The sequence below is a fragment of the Cobetia sp. PDI-23MA genome (genome assembly GCF_059507735.1).
This window is the reverse complement of record NZ_CM183352.1, coordinates 333,011-359,648: the sequence shown is the minus strand read 5'-3', so window position 1 is coordinate 359,648 and position 26,638 is coordinate 333,011. Positions and strand designations below refer to the sequence as shown.

Sequence of the window (26,638 nt, the reverse complement as noted above, 5' to 3'; positions counted from 1 at the left end):
CAAGACATGACATGACCGCACCAACCCGGCATATTCGCCGTCTGTCCGTTGCGGGCAGTCGGGGACGCGCTGCGGACCTCATCCCATCCTGGATGCTGGCACCTCGTGCCGTGCGACTCCCCTTCCTGACGGATCCGCCCCTTGCGACGGTAACGTCATGCCCGGAGCGATTGACGCGCTGAACTCGCGCCAGATCCTCCGTGCAGCCTGAGCTAGCCACTGCCACCCCTTGTTGCCGCGTGACGCATGTCGTGTCTCGCATGGCCCCACGAGAACGCCTGCCTGACAGAGTCTCGTGTGACCGGCACTTCATCGCGGCAACCTGCAGTGTGCTCGCCTATTCTGTCGGCACCCAGTGGCCGAAACTCCGCCTCCCGATCTCGAAGCTGGCAGTCCGGCCCTGAGCCTGTGTCTGCGCTGCCCACGAATGACGGACTACGTACTACAACAACGACTGGAGCGAGTCTTCCATGACCCTGCTGTTGATCGTGCTATTGCCGTTACTCGGTGCTCTGGTGCCCTTGATGGCCAGAAACCTGCCCCGTGCACGCCTTGCCTGGCTGACCGCGGTGGCACCTGCCCTGGCACTCGGTATCGCCGTCTTCCACCTTGGGGACGTCTTCTCGGGCATGGTGCCCCAGTTCCATCTGCCCTGGATCGCGGAGCTGGGACTCCACCTGTCGCTGCGCTTCGATGGCCTGTCGGGGCTGTTCGTGCTGCTGATTCTCGGCATTGGCCTGCTGATCATTCTCTATTCCCGCTATTACCTGTCGGGCGAGGATTCGCTGGCACGCCTCTACAGCTTCCTGATGCTGTTCATGACCGCGATGCTCGGCATCGTGATGGCAGACAACCTGCTGCTGATGTGGGTGTTCTGGGAGCTGACCAGCCTGAGCTCCTTCCTGCTGATCGGTTACTGGTACCAGCTGAGCGAGGCGCGCAAGGGCGCCCGCATGGCCCTGACCGTCACCGGCGCCGGGGGCCTGGCACTGCTGGCCGGTATCCTGGTCATCGGACATATCGTCGGCAGCTACCAGTTCGATGACGTGCTGGCCGCGGCGGACCAGATCCGCTCCCACGAGCTCTATCCGGTCGCGCTGGTGCTGGTGCTGCTGGGCGCCTTCACCAAGTCGGCCCAGTTCCCGTTCCAGTTCTGGCTGCCCCATGCGATGTCGGCACCGACGCCAGTGTCCGCCTTCCTGCACTCCGCCACCATGGTCAAGGCCGGTGTCTTCCTGCTGGCGCGCATGCACCCGGTGCTCGCAGGGACAGACCTGTGGTTCTACATCGTCAGCCTGACCGGCCTGGCCACCCTGCTGTATGGCGCCTGGTTCGCGCTGATGAAGCAGGACCTCAAGGGCGTACTGGCCTTCTCGACTATCAGTCACCTGGGCCTGATCACGTTGCTGTTCGGCTTCAACAGCCAGATGGCCGCCGTCGCGGGCCTGCTGCACATCATCAACCACGCCACCTTCAAGGCCTCGCTGTTCATGGCTGCCGGCATCGTCGATCACGAGTGCGGCACGCGTGACATCCGCAAGCTCAACGGCCTGTATCGCTACATGCCGCATACCACGGTGCTGGCGATGGTCGCCTCGGCCTCGATGGCCGGTGTGCCGCTGCTCAACGGCTTTTTGTCCAAGGAGATGTTCTTCGCCGAGAGTCTCGATGCCCAGCTGCTGGGCGGCCTGTCGTGGCTGATTCCGGCGCTGGCGACCCTTGGCGGCATCCTGTCGGTGGCCTACTCGCTGCGCTTCATCCACGACGTCTTCTTCAATGGCGAGCCGAAGGACCTGCCCAAGACCCCGCATGAGCCGCCGCGCTACATGAAGCTGCCCATCGAGGTGCTGGTGCTGATCTGTCTGCTGGTCGGTATCCTGCCGTCGCTGGTGATCAAGGACCTGCTGGTCAGTGCCTCCGCCAGCGTGCTGGCCGGACCGGTACCGGACTTCAGTCTCGCCATCTGGCACGGCTTCAATCTGCCACTGCTGATGAGTGCCATCGCGCTGGCGGGCGGCGTCGCCGTCTATGCCCTGCGCCACCATCTCTATTCCTTCCAGCGTCAGTTCCGCGCGCGCAACGCCCTGCTGGTGTTCGAGGCCAACGTGCAACGCCTCGTCAAGCTTTCCGAGCGCAGCATGGACAGCTTCGAGAATGGCTCGCTGCAGCGCTACATGCTGTGGCTGCTGCTGACCGCGCTGCTGTTCGTCGGCATCGGCCTGCTGGCCGTGCCGCAACTGAGCGGGGAGCTTGAGCAGCAACCCTTCGATGGCATGCTGCTGACCGGCGCCATCATCACCGGTCTGGCCGGTCTCGGCACCGCGATCACCCACCGCAAGCGGCTGATCTCGTTGCTGATGCTGTCCGTGGTCGGCCTGATGACCTCGCTGGCCTTCGCGCGCTTCGCCGCGCCGGACCTGGCACTGACTCAGCTGGCGGTCGAGGTGGTGACGATGATCCTGCTGATGCTGGCGCTGTTCTTCCTGCCCCAGCGCACGCCAAAGGAATCCAGTGCACGCCGCATCATGCGCGACGTGCTGCTGGCGAGTGCCTTCGGCGTGGTGGTGGCAAGCCTCAACTTCGCCATCCTGACCCGCCCGGTGGAGTCGATCTCCGACTTCTTCATGGCCAATGCGGTCTCCGGTGGCGGTGGCCATAACGTGGTCAACGTGATTCTGGTCGACTTCCGTGGCTTCGATACGCTGGGTGAAATCACCGTTCTCGGTATTGCGGGTCTGGCGATCTTCAAGCTGCTCAACCGCCTGCGCCTGTTCATGCCGTCCAGTGACCTGGATGGCCGTGGCTGGTCGCCGGATCGCCATCCGATGATCCTGGCCACCGTATCCCAGACGCTGCTGCCGCTGGCACTGCTGGTCTCGGTCTACATCTTCCTGCGTGGCCACAACGCGCCGGGCGGCGGCTTCATCGCCGGTCTGGTGACGGCAGTCGCCATCATCCTGCTCTACATCGCGCGTGGTGTGGACTGGACGCAGCGCTGGCTGCGCTTCCCCTATCAGCCCGTCGCGGCGGCCGGGGTGTTGATCGCCGGCCTGACCGGTGCCGGCAGCTGGGTGTTCGGCTATCCGTTCCTGACATCCTCCTTCGGCCACTTCACCCTGCCCGTGATCGGGGAAATCGAGCTGGCTACCGCGCTGCTGTTCGACCTCGGCGTCTACCTGACCGTAGTCGGCGCGACCCTGATGATTCTCGCCAATCTGGGCAAGCTGACGACTCCGCATCGCCCGACCAAGGAGAAGATGTGATGGAAGCCCTCTACGCCACTACCACCGGTCTACTGGCCGCCTGCGGTGTCTACCTCACCCTGCGCGGCCGCACCTTCCCCGTCGTGGTCGGTCTGACGCTGCTGTCCTACGCCGTCAACCTGTTCCTGTTCTCCATGGGCGGCCTGGCCATGCATGGCACACCAGCCGTGGTTGGCTCAGGCTCGCCCACGGCAGACCCCCTGCCCCAGGCGCTGGTGCTGACCGCCATCGTGATCGGCTTCGCCATGACGGCCTTCGTGGTCATTCTGGCGATGCGCGCGCGCGGCGATCTGGGCAGTGACCATGTCAACGGCAATCGCCTGGATGATTCGAAAGAGAAAGAGGACACCAAGTGATGCTGCAACACCTGATTGTCCTTCCGATTGTCCTGCCGCTGCTGGTGGGGGCGGGCCTGCTGCTGAGTCGTGCCACTTCACCAGCCCTGCGCCGCACGGTCAGCCTGGTGGCCCAGGCAATGATGGTGGCCATCGCCATCGCGCTGGTGGTGCAGGCCGGTGATGGCACCATCCGCTACTACGCACTGGGCGACTGGCAGCCGCCGTTCGGAATCGTGCTGGTGCTGGACCGCCTGTCGGCGACCATGGTGCTGCTCAGCTCGCTGCTGGGACTGCTGGCCTGTCTGTACGCCACGGCGGGCATCGATGAGACCGGCTCCAATTTCCATGGTCTGTTCCTGCTGCAGCTGATGGGCATCAACGGCGCCTTCCTGACCGGCGACCTGTTCAACCTGTTCGTGTTCTTCGAGGTGCTGTTGATCGCCTCCTACGCCCTGCTGCTGCATGGCGGCAGCAAGGCACGCACGCTGTCGGCACTGCACTATGTGGTACTGAACCTGATGGGCTCGGCGTTCTTCCTGATCGCGCTGGGTATCCTGTACGGCGTGACCGGCACCCTGAACATGGCCGATATGGCAGTCATCGTCACCACGCTGGACCCGGGCCGGGCCGGTCTGATGGAAGCCGGTGGCCTGCTGTTGCTGGTGGTGTTCGGCCTCAAGGCGGCAATGCTGCCGCTGTACTTCTGGCTGCCACGCGCCTATGCCGCGGCCTCGGCACCTGTGGCGGCGCTGTTCGCGATCATGACCAAGGTCGGCATCTACTCCATCCTGCGCGTCTACTCGCTGATCTTCACCGACAATGCTGGCCCACTGGCGGACCTCGGTCGTGACTGGCTGTGGTGGGCGGGGCTCGCCACCCTGGTGGTGGCGATGCTGGGCGTGCTCTCGGCGCGTGATCTGCGCACCCTGGTGGCCTATCTGGTGATGGTGTCGGTGGGCACGCTGCTGACGGCGCTGGGCATGAACACGATCGAGGCAGACAGCGCCCTGCTGTTCTACCTGATCCACTCGACGCTGGTCACCGGCGGGCTCTTCCTGCTGGTCGACGTGGTCGCCGCTCAGCGCGGCAAGGCCGGGGCACGCATCGTGCGCTCGCGCCCGCTGCTGCAGGCAGGCCTGCTGGGCGGCCTCTTCCTGATCGGCACCGCAGCCGCCGTCGGGCTGCCGCCGTTCTCGGGCGCCATCGGCAAGGCGCTGATTCTCGCCTCGGCGACGCCGGAGCAACAGATCTGGCTGTGGCCGCTGCTGCTGCTGGCCGGTCTGTGCTCGCTGGTCGCCTGCTCACGCGCTGGCTCCAGCGTGTTCTGGCGCACCAGCAAGGCCGAACCCAGCGGCGAGCGGGTCGGCGCGGCCCGCGGCATCGCCACTGGCGGGCTGATCTCGGCCGCGCTGATGCTGGTCATCTTCGCGGGGCCGCTGGCGAACTGGACCAAGGCCACCGCCGAGCAGCTGTCCAACCCGGCCCCCTATCTTGAATCCTTGCTCGGCAAGGACGCGGCACCCGAAACCGCACCGCCGTTGAAGGGAGATGTCTCATGATCAAGCCTCGTTCCCGTCTCTTGCCCACGCCGATGCTGTCGGTGCTGCTGCTGATTGTCTGGCTGATGCTGCAGAACAGCGTCGCGCCCGGTCAGATTCTGCTCGGGGCAGTGCTGGCCATCGCGATTCCCATCCTGACCTACCGCTTCTGGGAGCCGCAGCCCGACCTCCAGAAGCCCTGGCGGCTGATCAGCTATTTCCTGCGCGTGATCATGGACATCATCATCGCCAACCTGCAGGTGTCCTACCTGATCCTCAATCCGCGCGCCAAGTTCCGTCCAGCCTTCGTGCGCTATCCGCTGGAGCTTGAGGAGAAGTTCCCGATCACCGTGCTGTCGAGCACCATCACGCTGACGCCGGGCACGGTCTCGGCCTATCTGACGCTGGACGGTCGCCATCTGATCATCCACGCACTGGATGTCGAGGATGAGCAGGAGTTGATCGACGAGATCCGCCAGCGCTACGAGCGTCCGCTCAAGGAGATCTTCGAATGCTAGACATCGCCCTGTGGATCAGCATCGCGCTGTTCGCCGCCTCGCTGGTGCTCAACGTCTTCCGGCTCGCCATCGGGCCGGACCTGCCGGACCGCATTCTGGCGGTGGACACCATGTACGTGAACTCCATCGCCCTTATCGTGCTGTTCGGCATCCAGCTCAACAGCAAGTCCTACTTCGAGGCGGCGCTGTTGATCGCCATGCTCGGTTTCGTCAGCACCGTGGCAGTCTGCAAGTACCTGCTGCGCGGCGACATCATCGAATGACCTGAGCGGAGATTCCCCATGCCCACCTGGTTCTATCCTGTCCTCGAAGGCGTGATCGCCTTCTTCCTGGTTGCCGGCGGCCTGTTTGCCTTGATCGGCTCCCTGGGACTGACGCACCTGAAGGACTTCTACATGCGCCTGCACGGCCCCAGCAAGACCACCACGCTGGGGGTCGGCTGCGTGCTGATGGCGTCGATGATCTATTTCCGCGCCACCACCGGCCACTTCAGCTTCCAGGAAATGCTGGTGTCCATCTTCCTGTTCATCACCGCCCCCGTGACTGCTCATCTGCTATCCAAGGCGGCGCTGCACCAGAAGCTGGTGGCGGACAAGCGCACACGCAACGTGCCGGAGCGACTTGAAGTCGCCGAGGAGCCGGACGAGGTCAACGCCGAGGCCAGCGAATCCCGCCTGCCGTGATCGGCTCTCGGCTCTCGGCTCTCGGCTCTCGCCAGACAGGCTCTCACCCTCCTGACTCTGAGCCACGAGCGCTGATTCGCAGGAGCGGATTCACGAACAACAGACAAGCAACATGAAAACGCCCCACCAGTGATGACTGGTGGGGCGTTTTCATTTCTCAGGCTATGGAAGAAGTCTGACGGGCCTGCTGGTTACCAGCCCTGGGTATGCTGACGACACAGCGCCTCGAGCAGATCGATATGATCACTGCGATCATTGAGCGCCGGAATGTAGCGGAAGTCGCCACCACCGGATTCGGTGAAGTAGCCGCGGTTCTCTTCCTCCAGCTCTTCCAGCGTCTCGAGACAGTCAGCCGCGAAGGCCGGCGAGATGACATCGACGCTTTCCAGCCCTTCGCCACCCCACGCCTTGAGCGTTTCATCGGTGTACGGTTTGAGCCACTCGGCCTTGCCGAAACGTGACTGATAGGTCATCGCCCATTCATCGTCACCAAGCCCCAGCGCCTCGGCCAGCAACTGGCTGGTTCGCTCGCATTGCGTCGGGTAGGGGTCACCTGCGGTGGCATAGCGCTTGGGAATGCCGTGATAGCTCATCAGCAGGCGCTTGCCGCGCCGACCTTCCTTCTCCCAATGCTCCCGCACGCTGGCGGCCAGCGCCGCGATGTAATCCGGATGATCGTGATAGTCGCGCACGAAACGCAGCTCCGGCAGATGCGGGCACGGCTTGAGCGCACGCGCCAGGCGATCGAAGACCGCGGCGGTGGTCGTGCGCGAGAACTGCGGATAGAGCGGCAGGATCAGCATGCGGTCGGCACCGCGGCTGGCGAGCTTGCGCCCCACCTCTTCCATGGTCGGCTTGCCGTAGGTCATCGCCAGCTCGACGGGAATGTCCTCGCCCAGTGACTCGGCCAGGCGTGCTTCCAGCGCGGCGCGCTGACGCTTGCCGATCGCCATCAATGGCGAGCCGTCTTCCGTCCACACCGAGGCGTAGGCCTCGGCCACCTTCTTGGGACGCGTCGTCAACACCAGGCCATGCAGAATCGGCAGCCAGAGCAGACGCGGCAGGTCGATCACGCGCACATCACCGAGAAACTCCGCGAGGTAACGGCGCACCGCCTTGGGGGTCGGGGCATCGGGGGTGCCGAGATTGACCAGCATGACGCCAAAACGCGGGGTACTCATGGATGATGGACTCCTGACTAGGGGCAAGAAGAGAGGTAAAGCGGCAGCGCATCCACTGACACCGACAGCGCAGCCAGCTTCACCGACAGCGCAGCCAGCTTCACCGACAGCGCAGCCAGCTTCACCGACAGCGCAGCCAGCTTCACCGACAGCGCATCCATATTACCAGCTCGCCCTGTGCGTGAGGGATGAAGTTATACTATCATCACGATTTGTATAGCTTTAAGACAATTATTGTCACAACCCCTCCGGAGGCCTCGTGCCCGATCCCACCCCCGCTATTCTGCATCTGGCGACGCGTCATCACTTTGCGCGGCCACTGGTGCTGGTTCTCGGCGACCAGCTCAGCCATGACCTGGCAAGTCTCAAGCAGGCACCCGCAGACAGCGTGATCGCCTTCTGCGAGGTCGAGGAGGAAGGCCGCTACGTGCCGCACCACCCGCACAAGATCGCGATGATGCTTGCCGCGATGCGCCATCACGCCCAGGAACTCAGGGAATGTGGCTGGCAGGTACATGAAAGCCGACTGGAGGACCCGGACAACCTCCAACGTCTAACCAGCGAGGCAGAACGTCTGGCCGCCCTGTATCAGTGTGATGGCGTGCTGGTGACCCGCCCCGGCGAGTGGCGTCTGCTGGACGACTTCATGGCGCGACGCGAAGCCGGCAGCGTGCGCTGGGAAGTCCTCGAGGACACGCGCTTCTTCACCACGCCGGCAGCATTCGCCGGCTGGGCCGAGGGCCGCAAGCAACTGCGCATGGAATACTTCTATCGCGAACAACGCCGTGACACCGACCTGCTGATGGAAGGCAACGAACCCGCCGGCGGCAAGTTCAATCACGACCACGACAACCGCGAACCGATTCCAGACGACTTCCATGCCCCGCCACCACCGGTGCATGCCCATCACGAAGATGCGACCACTCGCGAGGTGCTGGCGCTGGTCGCGGCGCGCTTCGGGGAACAGGCCAGTGGCAAGGATCGCCACTTCGGCAGCCTCGAGAACTTCAACTGGGCCGTCACCCGCGCCCAGGCCCGCTCTGACCTCACGCATTTTCTCGATCACTGCCTGGCAGACTTCGGGCGCTATCAGGATGCCATCGAGGACAGCGACCCCTTCCTGTTCCATTCACGCCTGTCCGCTGCGCTCAATATCGGGCTCTTGAGCCCGCAGGAGGTCTGCAACGCCGTGGACGCTGCCTGGCGGCGCGGCGATGTACCGATCAATTCGGCGGAAGGGTTCATTCGCCAGATACTCGGCTGGCGCGAATATGTTCGCGGCATCTACTGGACACGCATGCCCGGCTACAAGCGCGAGAACCGGCTGGAAGCCAGCCGCAACCTGCCGGAATTCTTCTGGACGGGAGACAGCGGCATGCGCTGTCTGGATCAGGCCATCGCCAGCACCCGCGAGCATGCCTACGCCCACCATATTCGTCGCCTGATGGTCACGGGCAACTTCGCGCTGCTGTGCGGCGTGAAGCCCGAGGCGCTATGCGACTGGTATCTGGCGGTCTATGTGGACGCCTGTGAGTGGGTCGAGCTGCCCAATACGCTGGGCATGGTGCTGCATGCCGATGGCGGCCTGATGGGCTCCAAGCCTTATTGCGCCTCTGGCAAGTACATCGACCGCATGTCCAATCACTGCGACAGGTGCCAGTACTCGCCGAAGCAGGTCACCGGCACGCATGCCTGCCCGTTCAACAGCCTCTACTGGCACTTCATCGAGCGCCATCGCGAAGCATTGTCGCGCAATCCGCGCATGTCACTGGTCTACGGCAGCTGGCGACGCATGAAGGACGACAAGCGCGAAGCTCTGCTGCAACAGGCCGACGCCTTCCTGGCTCGCCTCGACAGCGCCGCGGACTATGGCAGTGATGCCCATCGCGCCGGTTACTACGCCGCGCCTTCCAGTCTCATCACCGACAGGGAATCCTCATGAGCCGCATCTGGCAAGCCAGCTCACCGGTCACGCTCTATCACGATGGCAAGTGTCCCCTGTGCCAGCGCGAGGTCGCCTGGCTGGCCAGGCATCCGAGGCGGGAGCGAGTCATAACGGTGGACATCCGTGCACCAGATTTCTCGCCTCAGGCGCTGGGCTTGAGCTTCGAGACGATGATGGGACGTCTGCATGTGCAGGACGCACGCGGGGAATGGTATGTCGGCATGGATGCCAGCCGAGCACTCTATGCGGTACTCGGCTATCGGCGCCTGGTGCGCCTGTCGCTGCTGCCGGGCCTGCGCCCGCTGATGGACTTGAGTTACCGCTTCTTCGCCCGCCATCGCGAGCGCATTGGCCACTGGGTGCCTCAAAAGCACATCTGAGCCACCAGGCGCGGGCTCAGAAGCTCAGCGGGATACGCGAGCTCAAGGGCTGGTGGTACTGCGGCGGGCGGCCGATCATCTCATCATTGGCGACCTGCGAGACCAGCCACGCCCGTGACATCCCGCCCCGCTTGAGCTCGCTGTAGACATCCTCCAGCGAGCGGAACAGCATCGGCTTGCCGCGCTTCATCAGCAGCTCGCTGCGCTCCTCCCCTTCCTCGCCGGCGGCTTCCAGCACCAGCTGAACCTGATAGAAACGACTGGCGGCATGACTGATCACGCGCGCCTCCAGTGCAGGGTATTCGGCCATCAGCGCCTGCAGATTGCTGGTAAAGATGGCGGACGGCGTAAAGATGCTGGTGGTTCTGGACATGTAAAGACTCCTGCGCATCCAGGGGGCTGCGCATGGCAAGGCCGCAAGACGACGACGTGGTACAAGGATAGCCCGTGAAAACAGGTGCTGGGCGAATCCTGACCCCAGCAGCCCGACGCTTCAGGATGTACTTCAAGGCTTCACGCCAGACTGATGGCCAGCGATGACAGTCATGGGGCAGGCGGATGACGATTGAGTGACTCGCAGGCGGAGATCACTGCACTGGTGAGGTACATGCCTCGATGACACGCCCGGAGTCTCGCGTCTTGGCTTCGCTCTTGAGCTCGCTCCAGCGCGCGGCGATGTGGGTCATCTCGCACCCGGCAAGATCATGCAGCGCCACCAGTGACAGTCGCGTCAGCGGGAAGAAGCGCGTGGTGCCGAAGCGGTCGTGGCCCTGAAAGCCTCCCGCTGCCAGTACATCGGCCGGATACAGGCTGGAGACCGCATGCTGGAATGCCGATTGCAGTCCGGCAAGACGTTGCTCGAGCGCTGTCAGGCGCAGTGCTCGGTGGGATTCGGCCATGCACAGCGTCATCACGAAATCATCGCCGCCGACATGGCCGAGAAAGTCACCCTCCTGCAGCGCATCGCGCAATACCGTCGCCAGCGCCAGCAACATGCGGTCGCCCAGCGCGTGGCCGAAGCGGTCATTGAAGGGCTTGAAATTGTCGAGATCCAGATAGATCACCACCCATTCGGCACTGTGCGCGTTGCCGTCCTCTCGCAAGCCCTCTCCCTTGCCCAGGCCCGCGCCAGCCACGCAGCCGAGCAACTGGCGCTCAATCGGTCCGTTGCCCGGCAGGCGCGTCAATGGATTGGCCTCCTCGGCACTCGCGACCTGTAGCTCCGTGATGATGCGCAGCAAGTCCAGAGTGCGCCCCAGTCCCTGATAGCGCCCGCCGCGCGTGATGATGAAGTCCTCATCCCGATCACTGCCTTCGCGGCCGGTCACCTTGGCCGAGACGCGCTCCAGCGTCTCATCCGCCTCGACGCGCAGCGGACTGCTCTGCATGACCTCGTGAATCAAGCGTCGCGCATACAGTTCCGGCCCGAAGCGCTGACTCAGCAGCCCCAGCAGGCGATGGCGGATGATCATGCCCACTGGTCGCTGCTGTTCGTCCACCACGGCCAGTGACATCACCTCCTGCTCGGCATGCAGCCGCTGGGCGACCTCATTGACGGTGACATCCTGCTGCACAGGCGTCACGGCGCGCGCCAGACTGCCGATGCTGCGGCCAGGCGGCGGGCGCTGCTGCAGCCTGCGACTCAGCTGGCGCAGATGCCGGTCGAGCGCGGCGCGCTGGCCAAGCGGATCGGCCTCGGCCGGCGCGAACAACCAGCCTTGCAGGTAGTCGGCCCCCAGCTGTCGCACGCACTCCATTTCCGCCTCACGCTCGACGCCCTCGGCGATCACCTGACTGCCACTACCGTGGGCGATATCGATGATCGAGCGCACGAAGCGCCGCTTGAGCGGGTCGGCATGGATACCACTGATGAAGTGACGGTCGATCTTGACGAAGTCCGGCTGCACCGACGACCACAGCTTGAGGCTGGCATAGCCCTCGCCGAGATCATCCAGCGCGATGGCGAAGCCCATCGATTGATAATGGCTGACGGCTTCCCGCATCAGCGCCGAATCCAGCCCGGGCGTCTGCTCGGTCAGCTCGATCACCACCTGGTGCGGACGCAGGCCGAAGCGCCGCAGCAGGCGTCGCGTCAGACCGGGCGAGTGGGTGCCATCCAGCAGCACATCGGGAGACACGTTGATGAACAGCCGCTCCGTCAGGCCCAGCGTCGACCATTGCTCGAGCGCACGCTCGCGACACAGGCTGTCGAGTTCCACCAGCCGGCCGTGTTCGCGCGCCGCCGAGAACATCGCCAGTGGTGAGGCCAGTGGCCCCGCGGCATTCCCGCGCGCCAGCGCCTCATAGGCGAACACCTCACGCCCGTTGGACGACACGATGGGCTGGAAATGCATGCTCACCTGGCGCTGACGCAGCAACGCCTCCAGTGCATGACAGGATTCGACGACAGGCTGGCCATGGGCGGCTTGCAGGGGCGGGGAAGGGAGCATGTCAGAATCTGAACATGCTGACATGACAAAGGGATGACAAAGATTGCACGCGGCGCATGAGGCGCCTCATCCGGCAGAGGAAATACCACAGCCCTGATCGGCATCCTGCCCGGGGGACGTTATACCGACCATCTCGACGTACCGACCATCTCGATGAACACGGATCACGCCATGCCGGCCTGGCAGCCGGCATGGCGTGATCCTCATGCACTGGAGTGACGCCTACAGCGAGTTGGGGTCGATGGCCTTGCCGAGGGAGTTGCGGTCGATCCACTTGCCCGCCTTGGTCTCCTTGTAACGGAAGACGACCATGTCGCCAGCCTCTACCGGCACTTCGCTGTCTTCGGTCTGGTAGCTGTAGCTCTCACCTTCCACGACCAGCGTGAAGCGGTAGAGGTCCGGCATGCCCAGCCATTCCTTGAAGGGTCCTTCACGCTCCAGACTCTCCAGCGTGCCGCGGCCTTGCAGCTTGGGGGTACGTGCGCGTCCGCGCCCAAATCCACCTGCCATGCTATCTCCTCCCCGTCAGTGCGGGTCTTGCGAGGCAACGGCGATGCCGCCGCCCGGGTACATGATTGACGCGCGTACGCATCACGTTATTCAGCGAAGGCCTGGCCATAACTGTCGGGCGCCAGGTCCTCGAAACGGGTGTACTTGCCGATGAAGGCCATGTGAACGGTACCGATGGGGCCGTTACGCTGCTTGCCGATGATCAGCTCGGCCAGTCCCTTGTTGTCGGGGTTGTCCTTGTTGTAGACCTCATCACGGTAGACGAAGGCGATGACATCGGCATCCTGCTCGATAGCGCCGGATTCACGCAGATCCGACATCACCGGGCGCTTGTTGGGGCGCTGCTCAAGCGAGCGGTTCAGCTGCGAGAGCGCCACCACCGGGCAGTCGAATTCCTTGGCCAGGCCCTTCAGCGAGCGCGAGATCTCGGAGATCTCCGCGGTCCGGTTCTCGGAAAGCCCCGGCACCTGCATCAGCTGAAGGTAATCGATCATGATCAGACCGATGCCGCCGTGTTCACGCGCCATGCGTCGACAGCGCGAGCGCATCTCGTTGGGCGACAGCGCCGCGGTGTCATCGACGAACAGCTGCTTGTCCTTGAGCAGGTTGACCGCCGAAGTCAGACGCGGCCAATCCTCGTCTTCCAGCTGGCCAGTACGCACCTTGGTCTGATCGATGCGGCCCAATGAGGAGATCATGCGCAACATCAGCGACTCGGCGGGCATCTCCATCGAGAAGACGGCGACCGGCTTGTCGCCGGAGACCACGGCATGCTCGACCAGATTCATGGCAAAGGTGGTCTTGCCCATCGAGGGACGCCCGGCAATGATCACCAGATCCGACGGCTGCAGGCCGGAGGTCATGTCATCGAGATCGCGGAAGCCGGTCGACAGGCCCGTCATCTGGCCCTTGAGGTTGAACAGCTCATCGATGCGGTCCACCGCGCCGGTCAGCAGCTGACTCATGCCCTGGGGGCCACCGCTCTTGGGCCGCGATTCGCTGATCTGGAACACCAGGCGCTCGGCCTCGTTGACCAGCTCATCGGCATCACGCCCCTGCGGGCTGAAGGAGCTCTCGGCAATCTGGTTGGCCGCCTGGATGAGCTTGCGCAGCGTGGCGCGCTCGCGAACGATGTCAGCATAGGCCTTGATGTTGCTGGCCGAGGGCGTATTGCGCGCCAGCTCGGCCAGGGTCGCCAGCCCGCCGACCGACTCGAGCTGGTCACGACTTTCCAGCAGCTCGGACAACGTCACCACATCCAGCGGGCGGCTGCCGCCGACCAGCTGAGACATGGCGTTGTAGATGAGACGATGCTCATAACGGTAGAAGTCGTCGGCCACCAGCCGCTCGGAGACCGTATCCCAGGCGCTGTTGTCCAGCATCAAGCCGCCAAGCACCGACTGCTCGGCCTCCAGCGAATTGGGCGGCACCTTGAGCGCTGCCGTCTCGCGATCCTGATCCTGAATCTCGCTCATGCCTGACTGACTCCTGCTGATGACTGACATGCCCGCGGGGGCTTCTAGTTTCACGCATTGACGCAAGCCTGCCAACCGTCGCGCCCACGCCGAAGCCTCTTCCTGACGGGGGCAGGCATTCTACCGGATTTTGTGCGTCATCGCCTCGACGACGACAAATCACGCCCATGAAAAAACCGCCTTCGCATCAAGGATGCAAAGGCGGCTTGGGTACCGCAGCAGTCGCTACGCCGGATCACCGGCCAGCCACTGCAGATCAGCGATTACTCGCCGACCACGACCACACGGACAGTGGCAGTCACTTCAGCGTGCAGCTGCAGCACGATGTCGTATTCGCCAGTGTTGCGCAGCGGGCCTTCCGGCATGCGGACTTCGCTCTTGGCGACGTCGATGCCAGACTGGGCGATAGCTTCGGCCAGATCACGCGGACCGATGGAACCGAACAGCTTGCCTTCATCGCCAGCCTTGGCGACCAGGGACAGTTCGATTTCGTTCAGCTGAGCGGCACGCGCTTCAGCTTCGGCCTTGCGCTCTGCAACCTGTGCTTCCAGCTCAGCGCGCTGAGCTTCGAAAGCTGCCTGGTTTTCAGCAGTGGCCGGAACTGCCAGGCCGTACGGCAGCAGGTAGTTGCGACCGAAGCCAGCCTTGACGGAAACCTGGTCACCCAGGTTACCCAGCTTGCCAATCTTGTCGAGCAGAATGACTTGCATCTCGTAAACCTCTTATCGATGACTGCCGGCGAGACGTGCGCGAAAATCCGCAAAGACGTCCACAAGCGCCAACAGCAGCAAAATCAGAATCGTGGGCCAGGTGGTCAGCATCATGAAATAGACGCCGACGAGCCATAACCCGCTCATCCCCTTTAACCCGATGTAACCATGTACCAGGGCAATGCCCGCCACCAGCAGCGGTATCCAGATCAGCAGGAGCACTGCAGGCACATTGAGCAGTACGCCAATGATCCCGCAGGCTGCCAGTATCAGGATTTCGGGCAAACTCAGCCGAAAGGCATGGAATTCGCGGCGAAACCCACCCGGATTGTAGAGCCCGGACTGCCAACTGCGCGCCAGGGCCAGACAGCCCGTGGCGGCCAGCAGGACCACCAACCCGGTAATACCACCGATGACCAGCCCTGCGAGCTGTTCAGTCGGCACACCTTGAGCGGCAAAGTCGTTCAAGCGTGCGTCAAGCTCAGGGGCATTCTTGCGAATGCTCTCAAGCAGTGGACCGGCTCCGCCTGGTGGCAGGAATATCCCGGACTGCACCATCAGTGCCGCCGTCAGGCTGGCGCCTATCAGCGCCTCCCCCCATCGCACGCGAGCGCGCAACAGGGTTGCCATCAGGGTGACCAGCAATACGGTTGCCAAAGGCACCGGATCGCCTTGTACCCACCACCAACCGGCCGGAACGGCGGCGGCGATGACTACGGGTGCGGCAGGCGCAAGGCCACGCCGAAGCGTGACCAGCGCACTGATGGCGGCACTGAACCAGAAGAACCAGGGCACGATTCCCGTCAGCAATACAATCGCAATGCATTGCAGGGGGCCGCGCATGGCCCAGCGTGCCAGTGCCAGCATCATGGTGTCGCCTTACTGGTGGCTATCGCTGTACGGCAGCAGAGCCAGGTAGCGAGCACGCTTGATGGCAGTCGCCAGCTGACGCTGGTAGCGTGCCTTGGTGCCAGTGATACGGCTCGGGACGATCTTGCCGGTCTCGGTGATGTAAGACTTCAGGACTTCGATGTCCTTGTAGTCGATCTGCTTCACGCCTTCAGCGGTGAAGCGGCAGAACTTGCGACGACGGAAAAAACGTGCCATTGCAATGACCTCCTGGGGGTGCGGTATCAGTTAGCGTCTTGAGCTTCGGATTCGTCACGCTTGTCTTCGCGACGCGGACGCTTCTCTTCAGCCGGCTTCATCATCGGAGACGGCTCGATGACCGCTTCCTTTGAACGCACAACCAGGTTACGGATGACGGCGTCGTTGAAACGGAAGATGGTTTCGAGTTCTTCAACCACCTCACCGGTAGTTTCGACGTTCATCAGCACGTAGTGGGCCTTGTGGATCTTGTTGATCGGGTAGGCCAGGTGACGGCGACCCCAATCTTCCAGACGATGCACAGTACCGCCGGCTTCGGTCACGATGGAGGTGTAACGCTCGATCATGGCCGGAACCTGTTCGCTCTGGTCCGGGTGGACCATGAACACGATCTCGTAGTGACGCATGGCTTGGCTCCTTTCGGTTTGACAGCCCCCACGGCGCGTCTCGGGCCGGGAAGCAAGGAGTGGAGTGATTACTACGGTTGTACCATTCAGACCCGAAGGCCACGAATGACGCGCGCGGGCGAGGACAGGTGCCCCCATGCCGCGCATTCACTGCAGACTGCACTTCACAGAACCGCAGTATTGTAGAGAGGAGTCAAGGGCTTGGCAAGCGGCCCGTGAAAGACAGCCAGCCCCGTTCCGCCGGCCGCCTCTCTCTTGCTTGTCTCTGCCCTGCCTTCCTGACTATCCCCTGCCGACAATTGCCTCAGCCGCGGCGCTGACGCACGGCCTCGAACAGACAGATGCCCGCGGCAACCGAGACATTGAGGCTGGAGACGCTACCCGCCATCGGCAGCTTGATCAGGCTGTCGCAATGCTCGCGGGTCAGGCGACGCATGCCCTTGCCCTCGGCACCCATCACGATGGCGACCGGGCCGGTGAAGTCGGCTTCGAAGGCCATGGATTCGGCTTCGCCCGCCGTGCCCAGCACCCAGACACCGGCTTCCTTCATGGCGTCCAGCGTGCGGGCCAGATTGGTGACCTGATAGACCGGCACCACTTCCGCAGCCCCACAGGCCACCTTGCGCACGGTCGCGTTCAGGGAAGCCGACTTGTCCTTGGGCACGATGACGCCATGGGCGCCCGCGGCATCGGCACTGCGCAGGCAGGCGCCGAGGTTGTGCGGATCCGTGACGGAGTCCAGCACCAGAAACAGCGGAGCTTCTTCGTGAGACCAGCCATCAAGGCGCAGCTTGAGGCCGGTCTCGTTCTCGGTGGCCAGTGGCGCGCACAGCGCGACCAGCCCCTGATGGGCACCACCGCCGACGGCCAGTGCATCCAGCTCCCCGCGCCCCTTGAGGGTGACGCGCGAGCCGGCGGCACGCGCCTGCTCGATGATCTCGCTCAGGCGCAGCTCGGCCTCGCCCGCTTGCACCCATAGCTCGCTGGGCGCACGATCTCGTGCCAGCAAGGCTTCCACGGCATGCACGCCATAGACGGCTTCCAGCCCACAGGGAATCTTCGGCGCAGCGGCGCGAGCGCCACCCTTGCGTGCCCCGCCTCGCTCATGGCGCTGAGCGCCACTGCGCTCGCCTCGGGAATGCTCACTTCTGGCGTGGCTAGCACGCTCGCCGGCGGGCTTGCCGCGGCCGGGCTTGCGCCCCTTGTCCTGACTCATTGTGCCTTCCTGACTGATGACCCGACGGGCCCTGTCACATTGACGGAAACTGCGCTGCCGCCGACGCGACAGCCTTGAAATCGTGCAGCCTGAACTGCCCAACGCATCAGCCCCGACCGGAGCCGGGGCTGATGCAATTGCAATGACGCGCGAGGAGCCGAGCCGAAATCAGCTACGGCCGTTACCGCGACGCCCGCGCGAGCGCGAACCGCGCTTGCGCGACGGATCGTCCTTGCCTGCAGCCCCCATCGGTGCCACCGGCGCGAATGGGCTGTCGGCGGCTTCCGGGCCACTCGGCACGGCCGGACGCGCTGCTGCCGGCGCTTCAGGCGCAGACTCACGCTCATTGCCAGCAGACGCCTTGCGCTCTCCACGGCCTGAGCGGTCATTGCGCTCACCGCGCGGCTTGCGCGGCGGACGCTCACCTGCCGATTTTTCGGCCGCCGCCGCGCTGCCATTGCCTTCCTGGCTGACTTCTTCAGTCAGGGACTTGAGACGCTCGCGTTCACGCTTGCCGGGGCGCCCCTTGGAAGAGGACTCCTTGCCGGAAGGTGAGCTGCTCTTGGCCGCAGATGACTTGCCACCCTCTCGCTCGCTGCTGCGCGACTTGCGCGGCTTGCGCTTGGGGCGCGGTGTCGGATCGCTGAGCATGAAGTCGATCTTGCGTTCATCCATGTCGACACGTGCCACCTGGACGGTGACGCCATCGCCGAGACCATAGCTGACGCCGGCACGCTCACCCTTGAGGCGGTGCTTCTCGGCCTCGTAGTGATAGTAGTCGGACGGCAGCGAGGAGATGTGCAGCAGGCCCTCGACGTAGTAGGCATCCAGGCGTACGAACAGGCCGAACTGGGTGACCGCCGCGACGGTGCCTTCCAGCACTTCGCCGACCTTGTCCTTCATGAACTCGCACTTGAGCCAGTCGTTGACGTCACGCGTCGCCTCATCGGCGCGGCGCTCGGTCATAGAGCAGTGCTCACCCAGCTCGAGCATCTGCTCGAAGGTGTACGGACACCACTTGGTCGGGCGCTCGGTCACGGCATCTTCAGCGCGCAGCACGGTGTCGGTCTTGCGCGGGCCACGGATGACGGAGCGAATCGCACGGTGCACCAGCAGATCCGGATAACGACGGATCGGTGAGGTGAAGTGCGCATAGGCATCATAGGCCAGCCCGAAGTGACCTTCGTTCTGCGGCGAGTAGACCGCCTGGGTCATGCTGCGCAGCATCACGGTCTGGATGATGTCGAGGTCCGGACGCTCGGCGATCGAGGCACGCAGTGCCTGGAAGTCCTTGGGTGCTGGCTCGTCACCACCTTCCAGCGTCAGCCCCAGCTCGCCCAGGAAGGCGCGCAGATTACTCAGGCGCTCCGGCGCCGGCTGCTTGTGGACACGATAGAGTGCAGGCAGATCATGTTCATCCAGGAAACGCGCCGTCGCGACGTTGGCCGCCAGCATGCATTCCTCGATCAGCTTGTGCGCGTCATTGCGAGTACGCGGCACGATCTGCTCGATCTTGCGCTCATCGTTGAACAGGATCTGGGTCTCGGTGGTCTCGAAGTCGATGGCACCGCGCTTGTCACGCGCCTTGCGCAGCACGCCGTACAGGGCATGCAGGTTGTGCAGTGACGGCAACAGCTCGCTGTACTGCTGGCACAGTGCCTGACCCTCTTCGCTGTCCGGATCTTCCAGCATGGTACCGACCTTGTTGTAGGTCAGGCGGGCATGGGAACGGATCACGGCCTCGAAGAAGCGATAATCGAGCATCTCACCATCCCGGGCGGAGATGGTCAGCTCGCAGACCATGGTCAGACGGTCGACGTGCGGATTGAGCGAGCACAGTCCATTGGAGAGCAGTTCCGGCAGCATCGGCACGACCTGCCCTGGGAAATACACCGAGTTGCCGCGCACGTAGGCTTCCTGATCCAGCGGACTGCCGCCACGCACGTAGTGGGAGACATCGGCGATGGCGACCAGCAGTTTCCAGTTGCCGCTGTCGTCCTGCCAGGCACAGACGGCGTCATCGAAGTCCTTCGCGTCTTCGCCATCGATGGTGACCAGCGGTGTCTCGCGCAGGTCGATGCGCCCCTTCTTGTCTTCTTCCAGCACCTCGGCGGAGATGGTCGAGATCTGGTCTTCGACTTCCGGCGGGAATTCACTGGGGATATCGTGGGAGCGGATCGCGATATCGATTTCCATGCCCGGGTCCATGCGCTCACCGAGCACCTCGACCACTTCACCCACTGGCTGAACGCGTGTAGCGGGCTGCTGAGTGATGCGCACGGACACCACCTGACCGTCCTTGGCTCCATTGGCCACGCGGTTGGGGATGATGACTTCCTGCGCGATGCGCGAGTTCTCGGGAATCAGTACACCGAAGTCCGGCTCGGACTGACGATAGATGCCGACCAGGGTCTGGGTGTTGCGCGCCAATACCTCGACGATGGTGATCTCGTCACGGCCACGACGGTCACGGCCGCTGATGCGCGCCAGCACCTGATCGCCATGGAAGACACGACGCATCTGGCGCGGCGGCACGGCGAGGTCCGGCTTGACGCCATCTTCGCGCGCCAGGAAGCCGAAGCCGTCACGGTGACCGACGATGCGGCCACGGATCAGGTCCAGCTTGTCGATCAGGGCATAGGCGCCGCGACGATTGCGCAGCACCTGACCGTCACGCTCCATGGCATTGAGACGACGACGCACAGCTTCCTGCTGCTCCTCGTCCTCGAAACCGAGCATGCGGCTCATGTTCTCGTGGGTAATGGGCTTGCCATACTCTTCCAGCTTGTCGAGCAAGAACTCTCGGCTGGGGATGGGCTTGTCGTACTTATGGGCTTCGCGTTCCGCGTGCGGGTCGTCGCTGAGCGTCCATTGGGTCATTAATCAGGATTCCTTGACGATGAATTCGAGACGGGCAGCGATCGCGGCACGGAATGACAGATTGTCTCTCATCCGCGCATTATAGCCTCTACCCTTGGGCCGACCCAACCATTCCCCGCCACTCATCACGGCGGAGGGGCCATTCAGTGCTCTCAATGGCGGCCCGAGGCCAGACTCTCAAGTCTGAAAGCTCGCCAATCGATGAGCTTCATCTGTCTGTCCTCTCTCTGGCCTCTGTCTATCCTCATGAAGCGAGAGAGGCTTTCTGCGGCCCGCTCAACAAGGCATGAAAGAAAAAGCTTGCATTCCCGCAGTACATCCGTATTATTCGGCACCACTTGCCCAGATGGCGGAATTGGTAGACGCGCTAGCTTCAGGTGCTAGTGTCCGTATGGACGTGGAGGTTCAAGTCCTCTTCTGGGCACCAATTTCGGGTTTCATGTTGGCGTGACACACGTTAAGATGGATACCAGAAAGCGGGTAAAGCATTTAAGTTTCAATAACTTGATTGCTGATCCGGGTCTACGGGCCGAAACGAGTTCTGATGTCTGCCCAGGTGGCGGAATTGGTAGACGCGCTAGCTTCAGGTGCTAGTGTCCTTATGGACGTGGAGGTTCAAGTCCTCTCCTGGGCACCACGGACGTCAGACTCACAACGAACGACCCCTGTATCGCGCTTCGCCCAGATGGCGGAATTGGTAGACGCGCTAGCTTCAGGTGCTAGTGTCCTTATGGACGTGGAGGTTCAAGTCCTCTTCTGGGCACCACGATGCGCACTCGAACAGGGAACATGGTATCCACTACCAAGGATCTCATGCTCGTTCAGCTGCAAGACTCAGCTCTTGAGGCTTCAGCACACAACTTGATGCCCAGATGGCGGAATTGGTAGACGCGCTAGCTTCAGGTGCTAGTGTCCTTATGGACGTGGAGGTTCAAGTCCTCTTCTGGGCACCATCAAGTTGATATCCGATGCATCCTCGCAGCACCTGCTGCTCACATCGCGATACTCCCCCCTTGCAATATCCTGACTGACTCACCCTCTTGTTTTGCCTAGACCCACAGCGCCCTGCCCTGCGTTGCCTTTCGCATGCTTCGAAGAAAATACCGCCCTCCTCATACGCAACTTGTCCACACCCATTGCCACGCCAGACATTGTGGATAACTCTTTTCAGCTACACCCCTTCAGTCGGCACCCGTCCGCCGAACTCCTTCAGTACGTTCCTGTCAGTCGGACCTTGGCTTGGCGCTGATTAGGCTCCTATGTCACCCGCCTCTCCCTGTGCGCTCAATAACGTGATGGCGTACGACTGAAACTGTCCACCTGCCAGCCATCGCGCACGACTTGTGCCTCGAGGCGCTGCTCGACGTCATCGGGAAGCTCATGGAAGAAGTCCAGCCCTGTCAGTGACTCGATGCGGTCGATGCTGACCAGAAAGCGATCCAGCGGCTCATCTCCCCTCACCTGCTGCGGAAAGAGAAATGCCAACGCACGCGGTGCCTGCCGGCCCGAACCGGGCGAGATGATGATCTTGTAGAAGGCATCGGGAATCTCGATCAGATTGGGCAGCCGCTCGATACTGCCGCTGAAGACCGGTCCTGCCGTGATCCACAGCGTACCTTCACGCGGCAGGATGCTGTCCATGATGGCGGCTTCCAGCCGTTGCCAAAGCTTGCGATTGAGCGCCGGTGTCTGTGGCGAGATATTCGTCATGCGGAAGGTCTGATGCTGCGCCTTGACGCCGTAGATCTTGCCGATGGCGTAGTTGGGCGCCAGGTGCCCACGATCGTAGCCACTGTTGCGATAGCTATCCGGCGTGACGGGCCACAGTGAGCGCCAGTCGCGCTCGAACTTGTCAGGACGCTCCCCCAGCCGCGACCCTTGAGTATTCTCGAGCCGCCATGTCACCCACAACGGGTTGGCACGCAGATCAGACCACCCCACCAGATAGGCATCGCTGCGCAAGCCACGCGCCAGCGTCTTCCAGTCCAGCGCACGCGCCTGCGGCACGCCCTGCCAGACGTAGAATTGCTGGTAGTCGCGCTCCTGCCACCACCAGAGCCCACCCCCTACCAGTGCAAACACCACGCTGACCCCGAAGCCTCGCCACAGCTTACGGCCGGCCGAGCGAATATCATCCATCACATCCAGCATCCCGCCATTTCCTTCTTGTCGTTGCAATTACCTCGGCAAGGCATGCATTCATCATTTCGCCATGGCTCGCGGGCCACAGCGATGTCATTCACGCTACTGCGTCGATTCCATCATGCCAGAGTTATGCCAGCGAGGCTGACGGTTGCCCCAACTCAAGCCACAATAAACAGGTAGCACCCGCTTGATGCACCATCGGCGAGCAGAGACCTCCTGACAAATCTGCCCGAACACTGATGGCGCAGAACCTGACCACATGTTCAGCATCTGGCATGCCACCTGCATCCATGAATGCCAGCAAGCGGTCAGCAATGCCACACAGAGTGCCCATCAAGGTGCCAGTGGCACCCGCGACACTGCAACGACTGACATGCAAGCGCCTCCTGACAGGCGAGCCGTGACCGCAGCACATCCCGACGGTTGTGCTCCATTGATGAGAAGGAATCCGACCATGGCCAATCAGAGCCGCCGTAACTTCATGCGCAATAGCCTGCTGGGGCTCGCAGCCCTGCCACTGGGCGCCGCCATACTCTCGCCACGCGCCCTTGCCGCCGGCCTGCCGCGCCTGGACACCTCCAACCCACAGGCAAAGGCGCTCAACTATGTGGAGGTCGCCAGTGAGGCCGAGGATCATCCCGCCTTCAAGCCGGGTTCGGACTGCGCCAACTGCATGTTCTACAAGCCCGAGAACGAGGGCTGCCAGCTTTTTCCCAGCCATAGCGTCGAGCCGAAGGGCTGGTGTCAGTCCTGGACCAAGCGTCCGGCCTGAGGCGCTCAATCGAAGCTCTCTGGCTGAAAGCACGAGAGCCCACTGAAACAAGAAAACCGCCGCGAGGATGTCCTCACGGCGGTTTTTTCATGCCTGTCTCATGCCGATTGCGCGCCGGTCAGGTCAGCCCCCCCCTCGATACCGCCTTGAGCCGCCATGAACTCCCCCTGAAGCCCTGTCAGCCGAGATTGGCATCCTCCGGCAGCGGCCACTGGTAGCGCCTTGCCACCTCATCGCTCTCCATCGACTCCAGATGAACGGGGAAACCCCAAAGCTGGTGCAGATAGCGCATCACGGGGTAGACGCTGCGCGCCAGCGGGCGGCGATCATCCTGCACATGGCGTAGGGTCAGCGAGCGATCACCGCGAATATTGGCGGCCCACACCTGGATATTCGGCTCACGATGGCTCAGCGCGTACTGCACGCACAGCGCCTCACGAATGCGCTTGTAACCACGACTGTCGTGAATGGCGTCAATGACGAGATGCTCATCGCTGTCATCATCGACCAGCGAGAACAGCTTGAGATCCCGGATCACCTTGGGCGACAGGAATTGCTGGATGAAGGACTCATCCTTGAAGTTGCGCATCGCGAAGTGCACCGTTTCCAGCCAGTCGCTGCCGGCGATATCCGGGAACCACTCACGATCCTCATCGTCGGGGTGCTCACAGATACGCTTGATATCGGTGAACATCGCGAAGCCCAGCGCATAGGGATTGATGCCGTTGTAATGCGGGTGATCGAAGCCGGGCTGCTGCACCACCGAGGTATGCGACTGCAGGAACTCGAGAATCACGCCCTCGCCGATCACCCCCTCATCGTAGAGCTGATTCATGATGGTGTAGTGCCAGAAACATGCCCATCCCTCGTTCATCACCTGCGTCTGGCGCTGCGGATAGAAGTACTGCGCCAGCTTGCGCACGATACGCACCAGCTCGCGCTGCCAGGGCTCCAGCAACGGGGCATTCTTCTCGATGAAATAGAGCAGGTTCTCCTGCGGTTCCGGCGGATAGTGTCCGCGGCGATGCAGACCGAGAGGATCATTGACCTCATCGACCACCTCATCCTCTTCGCCCGCCTGGGGAATCGTGGTCCAAAGCGCATTCACCTGGGCCTGCAGGTAGGCCTCTCGCTCCTGCTGACGCTGGACCTCCTCTTCCGGCGAGATGGCTGAAGGACGCTTGTAGCGATCCACGCCATAGTTCTGCAGCGCATGGCAGGCATCGAGCAGCTGCTCGACGGCGTCCACGCCATGACGCTCCTCGCACTCGGACACGTATTTCCGCGCGAAGACGAGGTAGTCGATGATCGCCGAGGCATCCGTCCAGGTGCGGAACAGATAATTGCCCTTGAAGAAGCTGTTGTGGCCATAGCAGGCATGCGCCATGACCAGAATCTGCATCATCAGGGTGTTCTCTTCCATCAGATAGGCGATGCACGGGTCGGAGTTGATCACCAGCTCATAGGCCAGCCCCATCTGCCCTCGCCGATACGCCTGCTCCACCGACAGGAACTGCTTGCCGAACGACCAGTGATGGTAGCCGACCGGCATGCCGATGCTGGCGTAGGCATCCATCATCTGCTCGGACGTGATCACCTCGATCTGGTTGGGGTAGATATCCAGCTTGTACTGCGCGGCGATGCGCGCGATCTCGCTTTCGAAATGCTCGAGCAATTCGAAGGTCCAATCCGACCCGCTGGCCGGTTGGGTATCTTCCAGCCGGCTATCGATGTGCTTGCCCATTCGGTCATCAAGACCGCCATCAAGACCATGACTCATGAGGCCTCCTGACCCGGCGTGACTGCCGGGCACGTCGCATGATGTGATCAGGCGCTGATGCGGCGCTTGAACAGCTCGCGGAATACCGGGTAGATGTCGCCTGCCTCGACAATCTGCTGCATGGCAAAACGTTCCGGAAATTCCGCCTCGACCCGCTCGTATTCCTCCCATAGCGCCTGATGGGCATGCGGCGTGATCTCCACATAGGCGTAATACTGCAGGCGCGGCATCAGCTTCTTGATCATCAGTTCGCGACAATTGGTGGAATCGTCGTCCCAGTTGTCGCCATCCGAGGCTTGCGCCACGTAGAGATTCCACTCGCCGGCCGGGTAGCGCGATTCGATCACCTCATCGAGCAGCGTGAGGGCACTGGACACGATGGTGCCGCCGGTCTCGCGGGAGTAGAAGAACTCCTCCTCATCGACTTCCTTGGCAGCGGTGTGATGACGGATGAAGACCAGCTCGACCTTCTCGTAGTTGCGCTCCAGGAACAGATACAGCAACAGGAAGAAACGCTTGCCGATGTCCTTGTGCGCCTGGGTCATCGACCCCGAGACATCCATCACGCAGAACATCACCGCCTTGTTGGACGGCATCGGCTGATTGATGAGGTGGTTGTAGCGCAGATCATAGGTATCGAGGAACGGCACCGCCTTGAGGCGCGCCTCGAGCCGCTCGATTTCCGCCTTGAGCTCACTGATGCGCACCTTGTTGCGCAGCACCGGGTCCTTGCGCTCCTCCTGCTCCAGCGCTTCGACAGCCTCCTTCAGCGCTCGCTTGATCGGGGAACGCATCGCGATGCGCCGCGCCTGTGCCGAGCGCATCGAGCGAACGATGTTGATACGTGCCGGTGTGCCGTCACGCGCAATCCCCGCGCGCACTGGGCGCACCTCTTCCATGTCCGCGATCTGCTTGCGCTCCAGATGCGGCAGTTCCAGTCCGTCGAAGACGAACTCGAGAAATTCCTCACGCGACAGGGTGAAGGCAAAGTCGTCTTCCCCTTCGCCCTGATTGGAGGCCTGGCCTTCGCCACTGCCACCTCCCCCACCACCACCGCCGGGCCGGCGCATGCGGTCCCCTTCGACAAATTCCTTGTTGCCGGGATTGATCACACGCCGCTTGCCGCCCTGCCCGTGCTGGAAGACCGGCTCGGAAATGTCACGCGTCGGGATGGAGACTTCCTCACCGCGCTCCATGTCGGTGATGGAGCGCCGATTGACGGCATCCTCCACCGCCCGCTTGATATGACTGCGATAGCGCCGAATGAAGCGCTGTCGATTCACTGCACTCTTGTTGCGTGCATTGCTGCGTCGATCAATGAAATAACTCATTCGCCCTCC

At 62.7% G+C, this 26,638-nt stretch carries 24 protein-coding genes and 4 tRNA genes; 13 read left to right on the top strand and 15 right to left on the bottom strand.

Translation table 11 applies throughout. From position 1 onward, the window contains the following. Positions 1–470 precede the first annotated feature (470 nt). From AC5WNJ_RS01660 to AC5WNJ_RS01635, 6 genes are read left to right on the top strand one after another with little or no spacing between them, the layout of a single operon-like run. The gene (locus AC5WNJ_RS01660; RefSeq protein ID WP_176676049.1) at positions 471–3,263 is read left to right on the top strand and encodes a monovalent cation/H+ antiporter subunit A; all 2,793 of its coding nucleotides are present in this window, start codon (positions 471–473) and stop codon (positions 3,261–3,263) included. Continuing rightward, the gene (locus AC5WNJ_RS01655) at positions 3,263–3,619 is read left to right on the top strand and encodes a Na+/H+ antiporter subunit C (RefSeq protein WP_166019703.1); all 357 of its coding nucleotides are present in this window, start codon (positions 3,263–3,265) and stop codon (positions 3,617–3,619) included. Before AC5WNJ_RS01660 ends, AC5WNJ_RS01655 begins: the two co-directional genes overlap by 1 nt. Further along, complete coding sequence (locus tag AC5WNJ_RS01650; RefSeq protein WP_253062946.1) at positions 3,619–5,160, top strand: monovalent cation/H+ antiporter subunit D; 1,542 nt, start codon at positions 3,619–3,621, stop codon at positions 5,158–5,160. The genes AC5WNJ_RS01655 and AC5WNJ_RS01650 overlap by 1 nt, the downstream gene beginning before the upstream one ends. Beyond that, positions 5,157–5,657 carry a Na+/H+ antiporter subunit E gene (locus tag AC5WNJ_RS01645; RefSeq protein ID WP_176676047.1) on the top strand — a complete coding sequence of 167 codons (501 nt, stop codon included), beginning with the start codon at positions 5,157–5,159 and terminating at the stop codon, positions 5,655–5,657. Before AC5WNJ_RS01650 ends, AC5WNJ_RS01645 begins: the two co-directional genes overlap by 4 nt. Continuing rightward, a complete protein-coding gene (locus AC5WNJ_RS01640) occupies positions 5,651–5,920 on the top strand; it encodes a K+/H+ antiporter subunit F (RefSeq protein WP_043334744.1) in 270 nt (89 codons plus the stop codon). The genes AC5WNJ_RS01645 and AC5WNJ_RS01640 overlap by 7 nt, the downstream gene beginning before the upstream one ends. 18 nt (positions 5,921–5,938) lie before the next feature. After that, on the top strand, positions 5,939–6,340 hold the full coding sequence (locus tag AC5WNJ_RS01635; protein WP_253062944.1) for a Na+/H+ antiporter subunit G: 402 nt from the start codon (positions 5,939–5,941) through the stop codon (positions 6,338–6,340). A gap of 191 nt (positions 6,341–6,531) precedes the next feature. Here the strand turns inward: AC5WNJ_RS01635 and hemH are convergent, their stop codons facing one another. Both hemH and AC5WNJ_RS01625 read right to left on the bottom strand, forming a co-directional pair. Next, positions 6,532–7,521 carry a ferrochelatase gene (gene hemH, locus AC5WNJ_RS01630; protein WP_253062942.1) on the bottom strand — a complete coding sequence of 330 codons (990 nt, stop codon included), beginning with the start codon at positions 7,519–7,521 and terminating at the stop codon, positions 6,532–6,534. Positions 7,522–7,538: 17 nt separating this feature from the next. Next, on the bottom strand, positions 7,539–7,682 hold the full coding sequence (locus AC5WNJ_RS01625; RefSeq protein WP_495930349.1) for a hypothetical protein: 144 nt from the start codon (positions 7,680–7,682) through the stop codon (positions 7,539–7,541). A 98-nt stretch (positions 7,683–7,780) separates the two neighbouring features. Here AC5WNJ_RS01625 and AC5WNJ_RS01620 point away from each other — a divergent pair, with 98 nt between their 5' ends. Together AC5WNJ_RS01620 and AC5WNJ_RS01615 are read left to right on the top strand one after the other, a co-directional pair. Then, positions 7,781–9,463 carry a cryptochrome/photolyase family protein gene (locus AC5WNJ_RS01620; RefSeq protein WP_253062940.1) on the top strand — a complete coding sequence of 561 codons (1,683 nt, stop codon included), beginning with the start codon at positions 7,781–7,783 and terminating at the stop codon, positions 9,461–9,463. Then, positions 9,460–9,846: a thiol-disulfide oxidoreductase DCC family protein gene (locus AC5WNJ_RS01615; protein ID WP_253062938.1), complete on the top strand. Its 387-nt coding sequence runs from the start codon at positions 9,460–9,462 to the stop codon at positions 9,844–9,846. The genes AC5WNJ_RS01620 and AC5WNJ_RS01615 overlap by 4 nt, the downstream gene beginning before the upstream one ends. Positions 9,847–9,862: 16 nt before the next feature. On the opposite strand, the gene AC5WNJ_RS01610 is transcribed toward AC5WNJ_RS01615, so the two are convergent. The 10 genes from AC5WNJ_RS01610 to rnr form a co-directional block, all read right to left on the bottom strand. Continuing rightward, a complete protein-coding gene (locus AC5WNJ_RS01610; protein WP_253062936.1) occupies positions 9,863–10,219 on the bottom strand; it encodes a DUF6482 family protein in 357 nt (118 codons plus the stop codon). 214 nt (positions 10,220–10,433) lie between these two features. Beyond that, positions 10,434–12,296, bottom strand: coding sequence for a bifunctional diguanylate cyclase/phosphodiesterase (locus AC5WNJ_RS01605; protein WP_253062934.1), 1,863 nt, complete (start codon positions 12,294–12,296; stop codon positions 10,434–10,436). Positions 12,297–12,518: 222 nt separating this feature from the next. Continuing rightward, positions 12,519–12,806 carry a hypothetical protein gene (locus AC5WNJ_RS01600; protein ID WP_176676043.1) on the bottom strand — a complete coding sequence of 96 codons (288 nt, stop codon included), beginning with the start codon at positions 12,804–12,806 and terminating at the stop codon, positions 12,519–12,521. 86 nt (positions 12,807–12,892) lie between these two features. Then, on the bottom strand, positions 12,893–14,281 hold the full coding sequence (gene dnaB, locus AC5WNJ_RS01595; protein ID WP_253062932.1) for a replicative DNA helicase: 1,389 nt from the start codon (positions 14,279–14,281) through the stop codon (positions 12,893–12,895). A gap of 263 nt (positions 14,282–14,544) precedes the next feature. Next, positions 14,545–14,991, bottom strand: a complete 447-nt coding sequence (rplI, locus tag AC5WNJ_RS01590; protein WP_175089989.1) for a 50S ribosomal protein L9 — start codon at positions 14,989–14,991, stop codon at positions 14,545–14,547. 12 nt (positions 14,992–15,003) lie between these two features. Beyond that, entirely contained in the window at positions 15,004–15,858 is an 855-nt protein-coding gene (locus AC5WNJ_RS01585; RefSeq protein ID WP_253063183.1) for a hypothetical protein, read from the bottom strand. 12 nt (positions 15,859–15,870) lie between these two features. Then, positions 15,871–16,098, bottom strand: a complete 228-nt coding sequence (gene rpsR / locus AC5WNJ_RS01580) for a 30S ribosomal protein S18 (protein WP_024952281.1) — start codon at positions 16,096–16,098, stop codon at positions 15,871–15,873. Between the two features lie 26 nt (positions 16,099–16,124). Further along, positions 16,125–16,505 carry a 30S ribosomal protein S6 gene (rpsF, locus tag AC5WNJ_RS01575; RefSeq protein WP_176676041.1) on the bottom strand — a complete coding sequence of 127 codons (381 nt, stop codon included), beginning with the start codon at positions 16,503–16,505 and terminating at the stop codon, positions 16,125–16,127. A gap of 304 nt (positions 16,506–16,809) precedes the next feature. After that, positions 16,810–17,721: a 23S rRNA (guanosine(2251)-2'-O)-methyltransferase RlmB gene (gene rlmB / locus AC5WNJ_RS01570; RefSeq protein ID WP_495930348.1), complete on the bottom strand. Its 912-nt coding sequence runs from the start codon at positions 17,719–17,721 to the stop codon at positions 16,810–16,812. Positions 17,722–17,889: 168 nt separating this feature from the next. Next, on the bottom strand, positions 17,890–20,601 hold the full coding sequence (gene rnr, locus AC5WNJ_RS01565) for a ribonuclease R (protein ID WP_253062930.1): 2,712 nt from the start codon (positions 20,599–20,601) through the stop codon (positions 17,890–17,892). A gap of 340 nt (positions 20,602–20,941) precedes the next feature. Here rnr and AC5WNJ_RS01560 point away from each other — a divergent pair. The 4 genes from AC5WNJ_RS01560 (at position 20,942) to AC5WNJ_RS01545 (ending at position 21,554) form a co-directional block, all read left to right on the top strand. Continuing rightward, positions 20,942–21,028 (top strand) — tRNA-Leu (locus tag AC5WNJ_RS01560). A 123-nt stretch (positions 21,029–21,151) separates the two neighbouring features. Then, a tRNA-Leu gene (locus AC5WNJ_RS01555) sits at positions 21,152–21,238 on the top strand. Between the two features lie 42 nt (positions 21,239–21,280). Continuing rightward, a tRNA-Leu gene (locus AC5WNJ_RS01550) sits at positions 21,281–21,367 on the top strand. Positions 21,368–21,467: 100 nt separating this feature from the next. After that, positions 21,468–21,554 (top strand) — tRNA-Leu (locus tag AC5WNJ_RS01545). Between the two features lie 331 nt (positions 21,555–21,885). On the opposite strand, the gene AC5WNJ_RS01540 is transcribed toward AC5WNJ_RS01545, so the two are convergent. Then, positions 21,886–22,752 (bottom strand): DNA/RNA non-specific endonuclease, encoded by an 867-nt coding sequence (locus AC5WNJ_RS01540; RefSeq protein WP_253062929.1) that lies wholly within the window; start codon positions 22,750–22,752, stop codon positions 21,886–21,888. Positions 22,753–23,200: 448 nt separating this feature from the next. Between AC5WNJ_RS01540 and AC5WNJ_RS01535 the strand changes: the two genes are divergently transcribed. Continuing rightward, positions 23,201–23,518, top strand: coding sequence for a high-potential iron-sulfur protein (locus AC5WNJ_RS01535; protein ID WP_253062927.1), 318 nt, complete (start codon positions 23,201–23,203; stop codon positions 23,516–23,518). Between the two features lie 178 nt (positions 23,519–23,696). Here AC5WNJ_RS01535 and AC5WNJ_RS01530 read toward each other — a convergent pair whose 3' ends face one another. Both AC5WNJ_RS01530 and AC5WNJ_RS01525 read right to left on the bottom strand, forming a co-directional pair. Continuing rightward, complete coding sequence (locus tag AC5WNJ_RS01530) at positions 23,697–25,262, bottom strand: SpoVR family protein (protein WP_253063171.1); 1,566 nt, start codon at positions 25,260–25,262, stop codon at positions 23,697–23,699. Positions 25,263–25,345: 83 nt separating this feature from the next. Beyond that, on the bottom strand, positions 25,346–26,629 hold the full coding sequence (locus tag AC5WNJ_RS01525; RefSeq protein WP_107335619.1) for a YeaH/YhbH family protein: 1,284 nt from the start codon (positions 26,627–26,629) through the stop codon (positions 25,346–25,348). Positions 26,630–26,638: the final 9 nt, after the last annotated feature.

What these genes read in the sequence shown, in the direction of transcription:
- AC5WNJ_RS01645 (WP_176676047.1), top strand. Translation starts at nt 5,157, where the DNA reads ATGATCAAGCCTCGTTCCCGTCTCTTGCCCACGCCGATGCTGTCGGTG.
- rpsF (WP_176676041.1), bottom strand. Translation starts at nt 16,505, where the DNA reads ATGCGTCACTACGAGATCGTGTTCATGGTCCACCCGGACCAGAGCGAA.
- AC5WNJ_RS01600 (WP_176676043.1), bottom strand. Translation starts at nt 12,806, where the DNA reads ATGGCAGGTGGATTTGGGCGCGGACGCGCACGTACCCCCAAGCTGCAA.
- AC5WNJ_RS01625 (WP_495930349.1), bottom strand. Translation starts at nt 7,682, where the DNA reads ATGGATGCGCTGTCGGTGAAGCTGGCTGCGCTGTCGGTGAAGCTGGCT.
- AC5WNJ_RS01605 (WP_253062934.1), bottom strand. Translation starts at nt 12,296, where the DNA reads ATGCTCCCTTCCCCGCCCCTGCAAGCCGCCCATGGCCAGCCTGTCGTC.
- AC5WNJ_RS01635 (WP_253062944.1), top strand. Translation starts at nt 5,939, where the DNA reads ATGCCCACCTGGTTCTATCCTGTCCTCGAAGGCGTGATCGCCTTCTTC.
- rplI (WP_175089989.1), bottom strand. Translation starts at nt 14,991, where the DNA reads ATGCAAGTCATTCTGCTCGACAAGATTGGCAAGCTGGGTAACCTGGGT.
- hemH (WP_253062942.1), bottom strand. Translation starts at nt 7,521, where the DNA reads ATGAGTACCCCGCGTTTTGGCGTCATGCTGGTCAATCTCGGCACCCCC.
- AC5WNJ_RS01655 (WP_166019703.1), top strand. Translation starts at nt 3,263, where the DNA reads ATGGAAGCCCTCTACGCCACTACCACCGGTCTACTGGCCGCCTGCGGT.
- AC5WNJ_RS01610 (WP_253062936.1), bottom strand. Translation starts at nt 10,219, where the DNA reads ATGTCCAGAACCACCAGCATCTTTACGCCGTCCGCCATCTTTACCAGC.
- AC5WNJ_RS01540 (WP_253062929.1), bottom strand. Translation starts at nt 22,752, where the DNA reads ATGCTGGATGTGATGGATGATATTCGCTCGGCCGGCCGTAAGCTGTGG.
- AC5WNJ_RS01640 (WP_043334744.1), top strand. Translation starts at nt 5,651, where the DNA reads ATGCTAGACATCGCCCTGTGGATCAGCATCGCGCTGTTCGCCGCCTCG.
- AC5WNJ_RS01650 (WP_253062946.1), top strand. Translation starts at nt 3,619, where the DNA reads ATGCTGCAACACCTGATTGTCCTTCCGATTGTCCTGCCGCTGCTGGTG.
- dnaB (WP_253062932.1), bottom strand. Translation starts at nt 14,281, where the DNA reads ATGAGCGAGATTCAGGATCAGGATCGCGAGACGGCAGCGCTCAAGGTG.
- AC5WNJ_RS01660 (WP_176676049.1), top strand. Translation starts at nt 471, where the DNA reads ATGACCCTGCTGTTGATCGTGCTATTGCCGTTACTCGGTGCTCTGGTG.
- AC5WNJ_RS01525 (WP_107335619.1), bottom strand. Translation starts at nt 26,629, where the DNA reads ATGAGTTATTTCATTGATCGACGCAGCAATGCACGCAACAAGAGTGCA.
- AC5WNJ_RS01530 (WP_253063171.1), bottom strand. Translation starts at nt 25,262, where the DNA reads ATGGGCAAGCACATCGATAGCCGGCTGGAAGATACCCAACCGGCCAGC.
- rnr (WP_253062930.1), bottom strand. Translation starts at nt 20,601, where the DNA reads ATGACCCAATGGACGCTCAGCGACGACCCGCACGCGGAACGCGAAGCC.
- AC5WNJ_RS01535 (WP_253062927.1), top strand. Translation starts at nt 23,201, where the DNA reads ATGGCCAATCAGAGCCGCCGTAACTTCATGCGCAATAGCCTGCTGGGG.
- AC5WNJ_RS01585 (WP_253063183.1), bottom strand. Translation starts at nt 15,858, where the DNA reads ATGCTGGCACTGGCACGCTGGGCCATGCGCGGCCCCCTGCAATGCATT.
- rpsR (WP_024952281.1), bottom strand. Translation starts at nt 16,098, where the DNA reads ATGGCACGTTTTTTCCGTCGTCGCAAGTTCTGCCGCTTCACCGCTGAA.
- AC5WNJ_RS01615 (WP_253062938.1), top strand. Translation starts at nt 9,460, where the DNA reads ATGAGCCGCATCTGGCAAGCCAGCTCACCGGTCACGCTCTATCACGAT.
- rlmB (WP_495930348.1), bottom strand. Translation starts at nt 17,721, where the DNA reads ATGAGTCAGGACAAGGGGCGCAAGCCCGGCCGCGGCAAGCCCGCCGGC.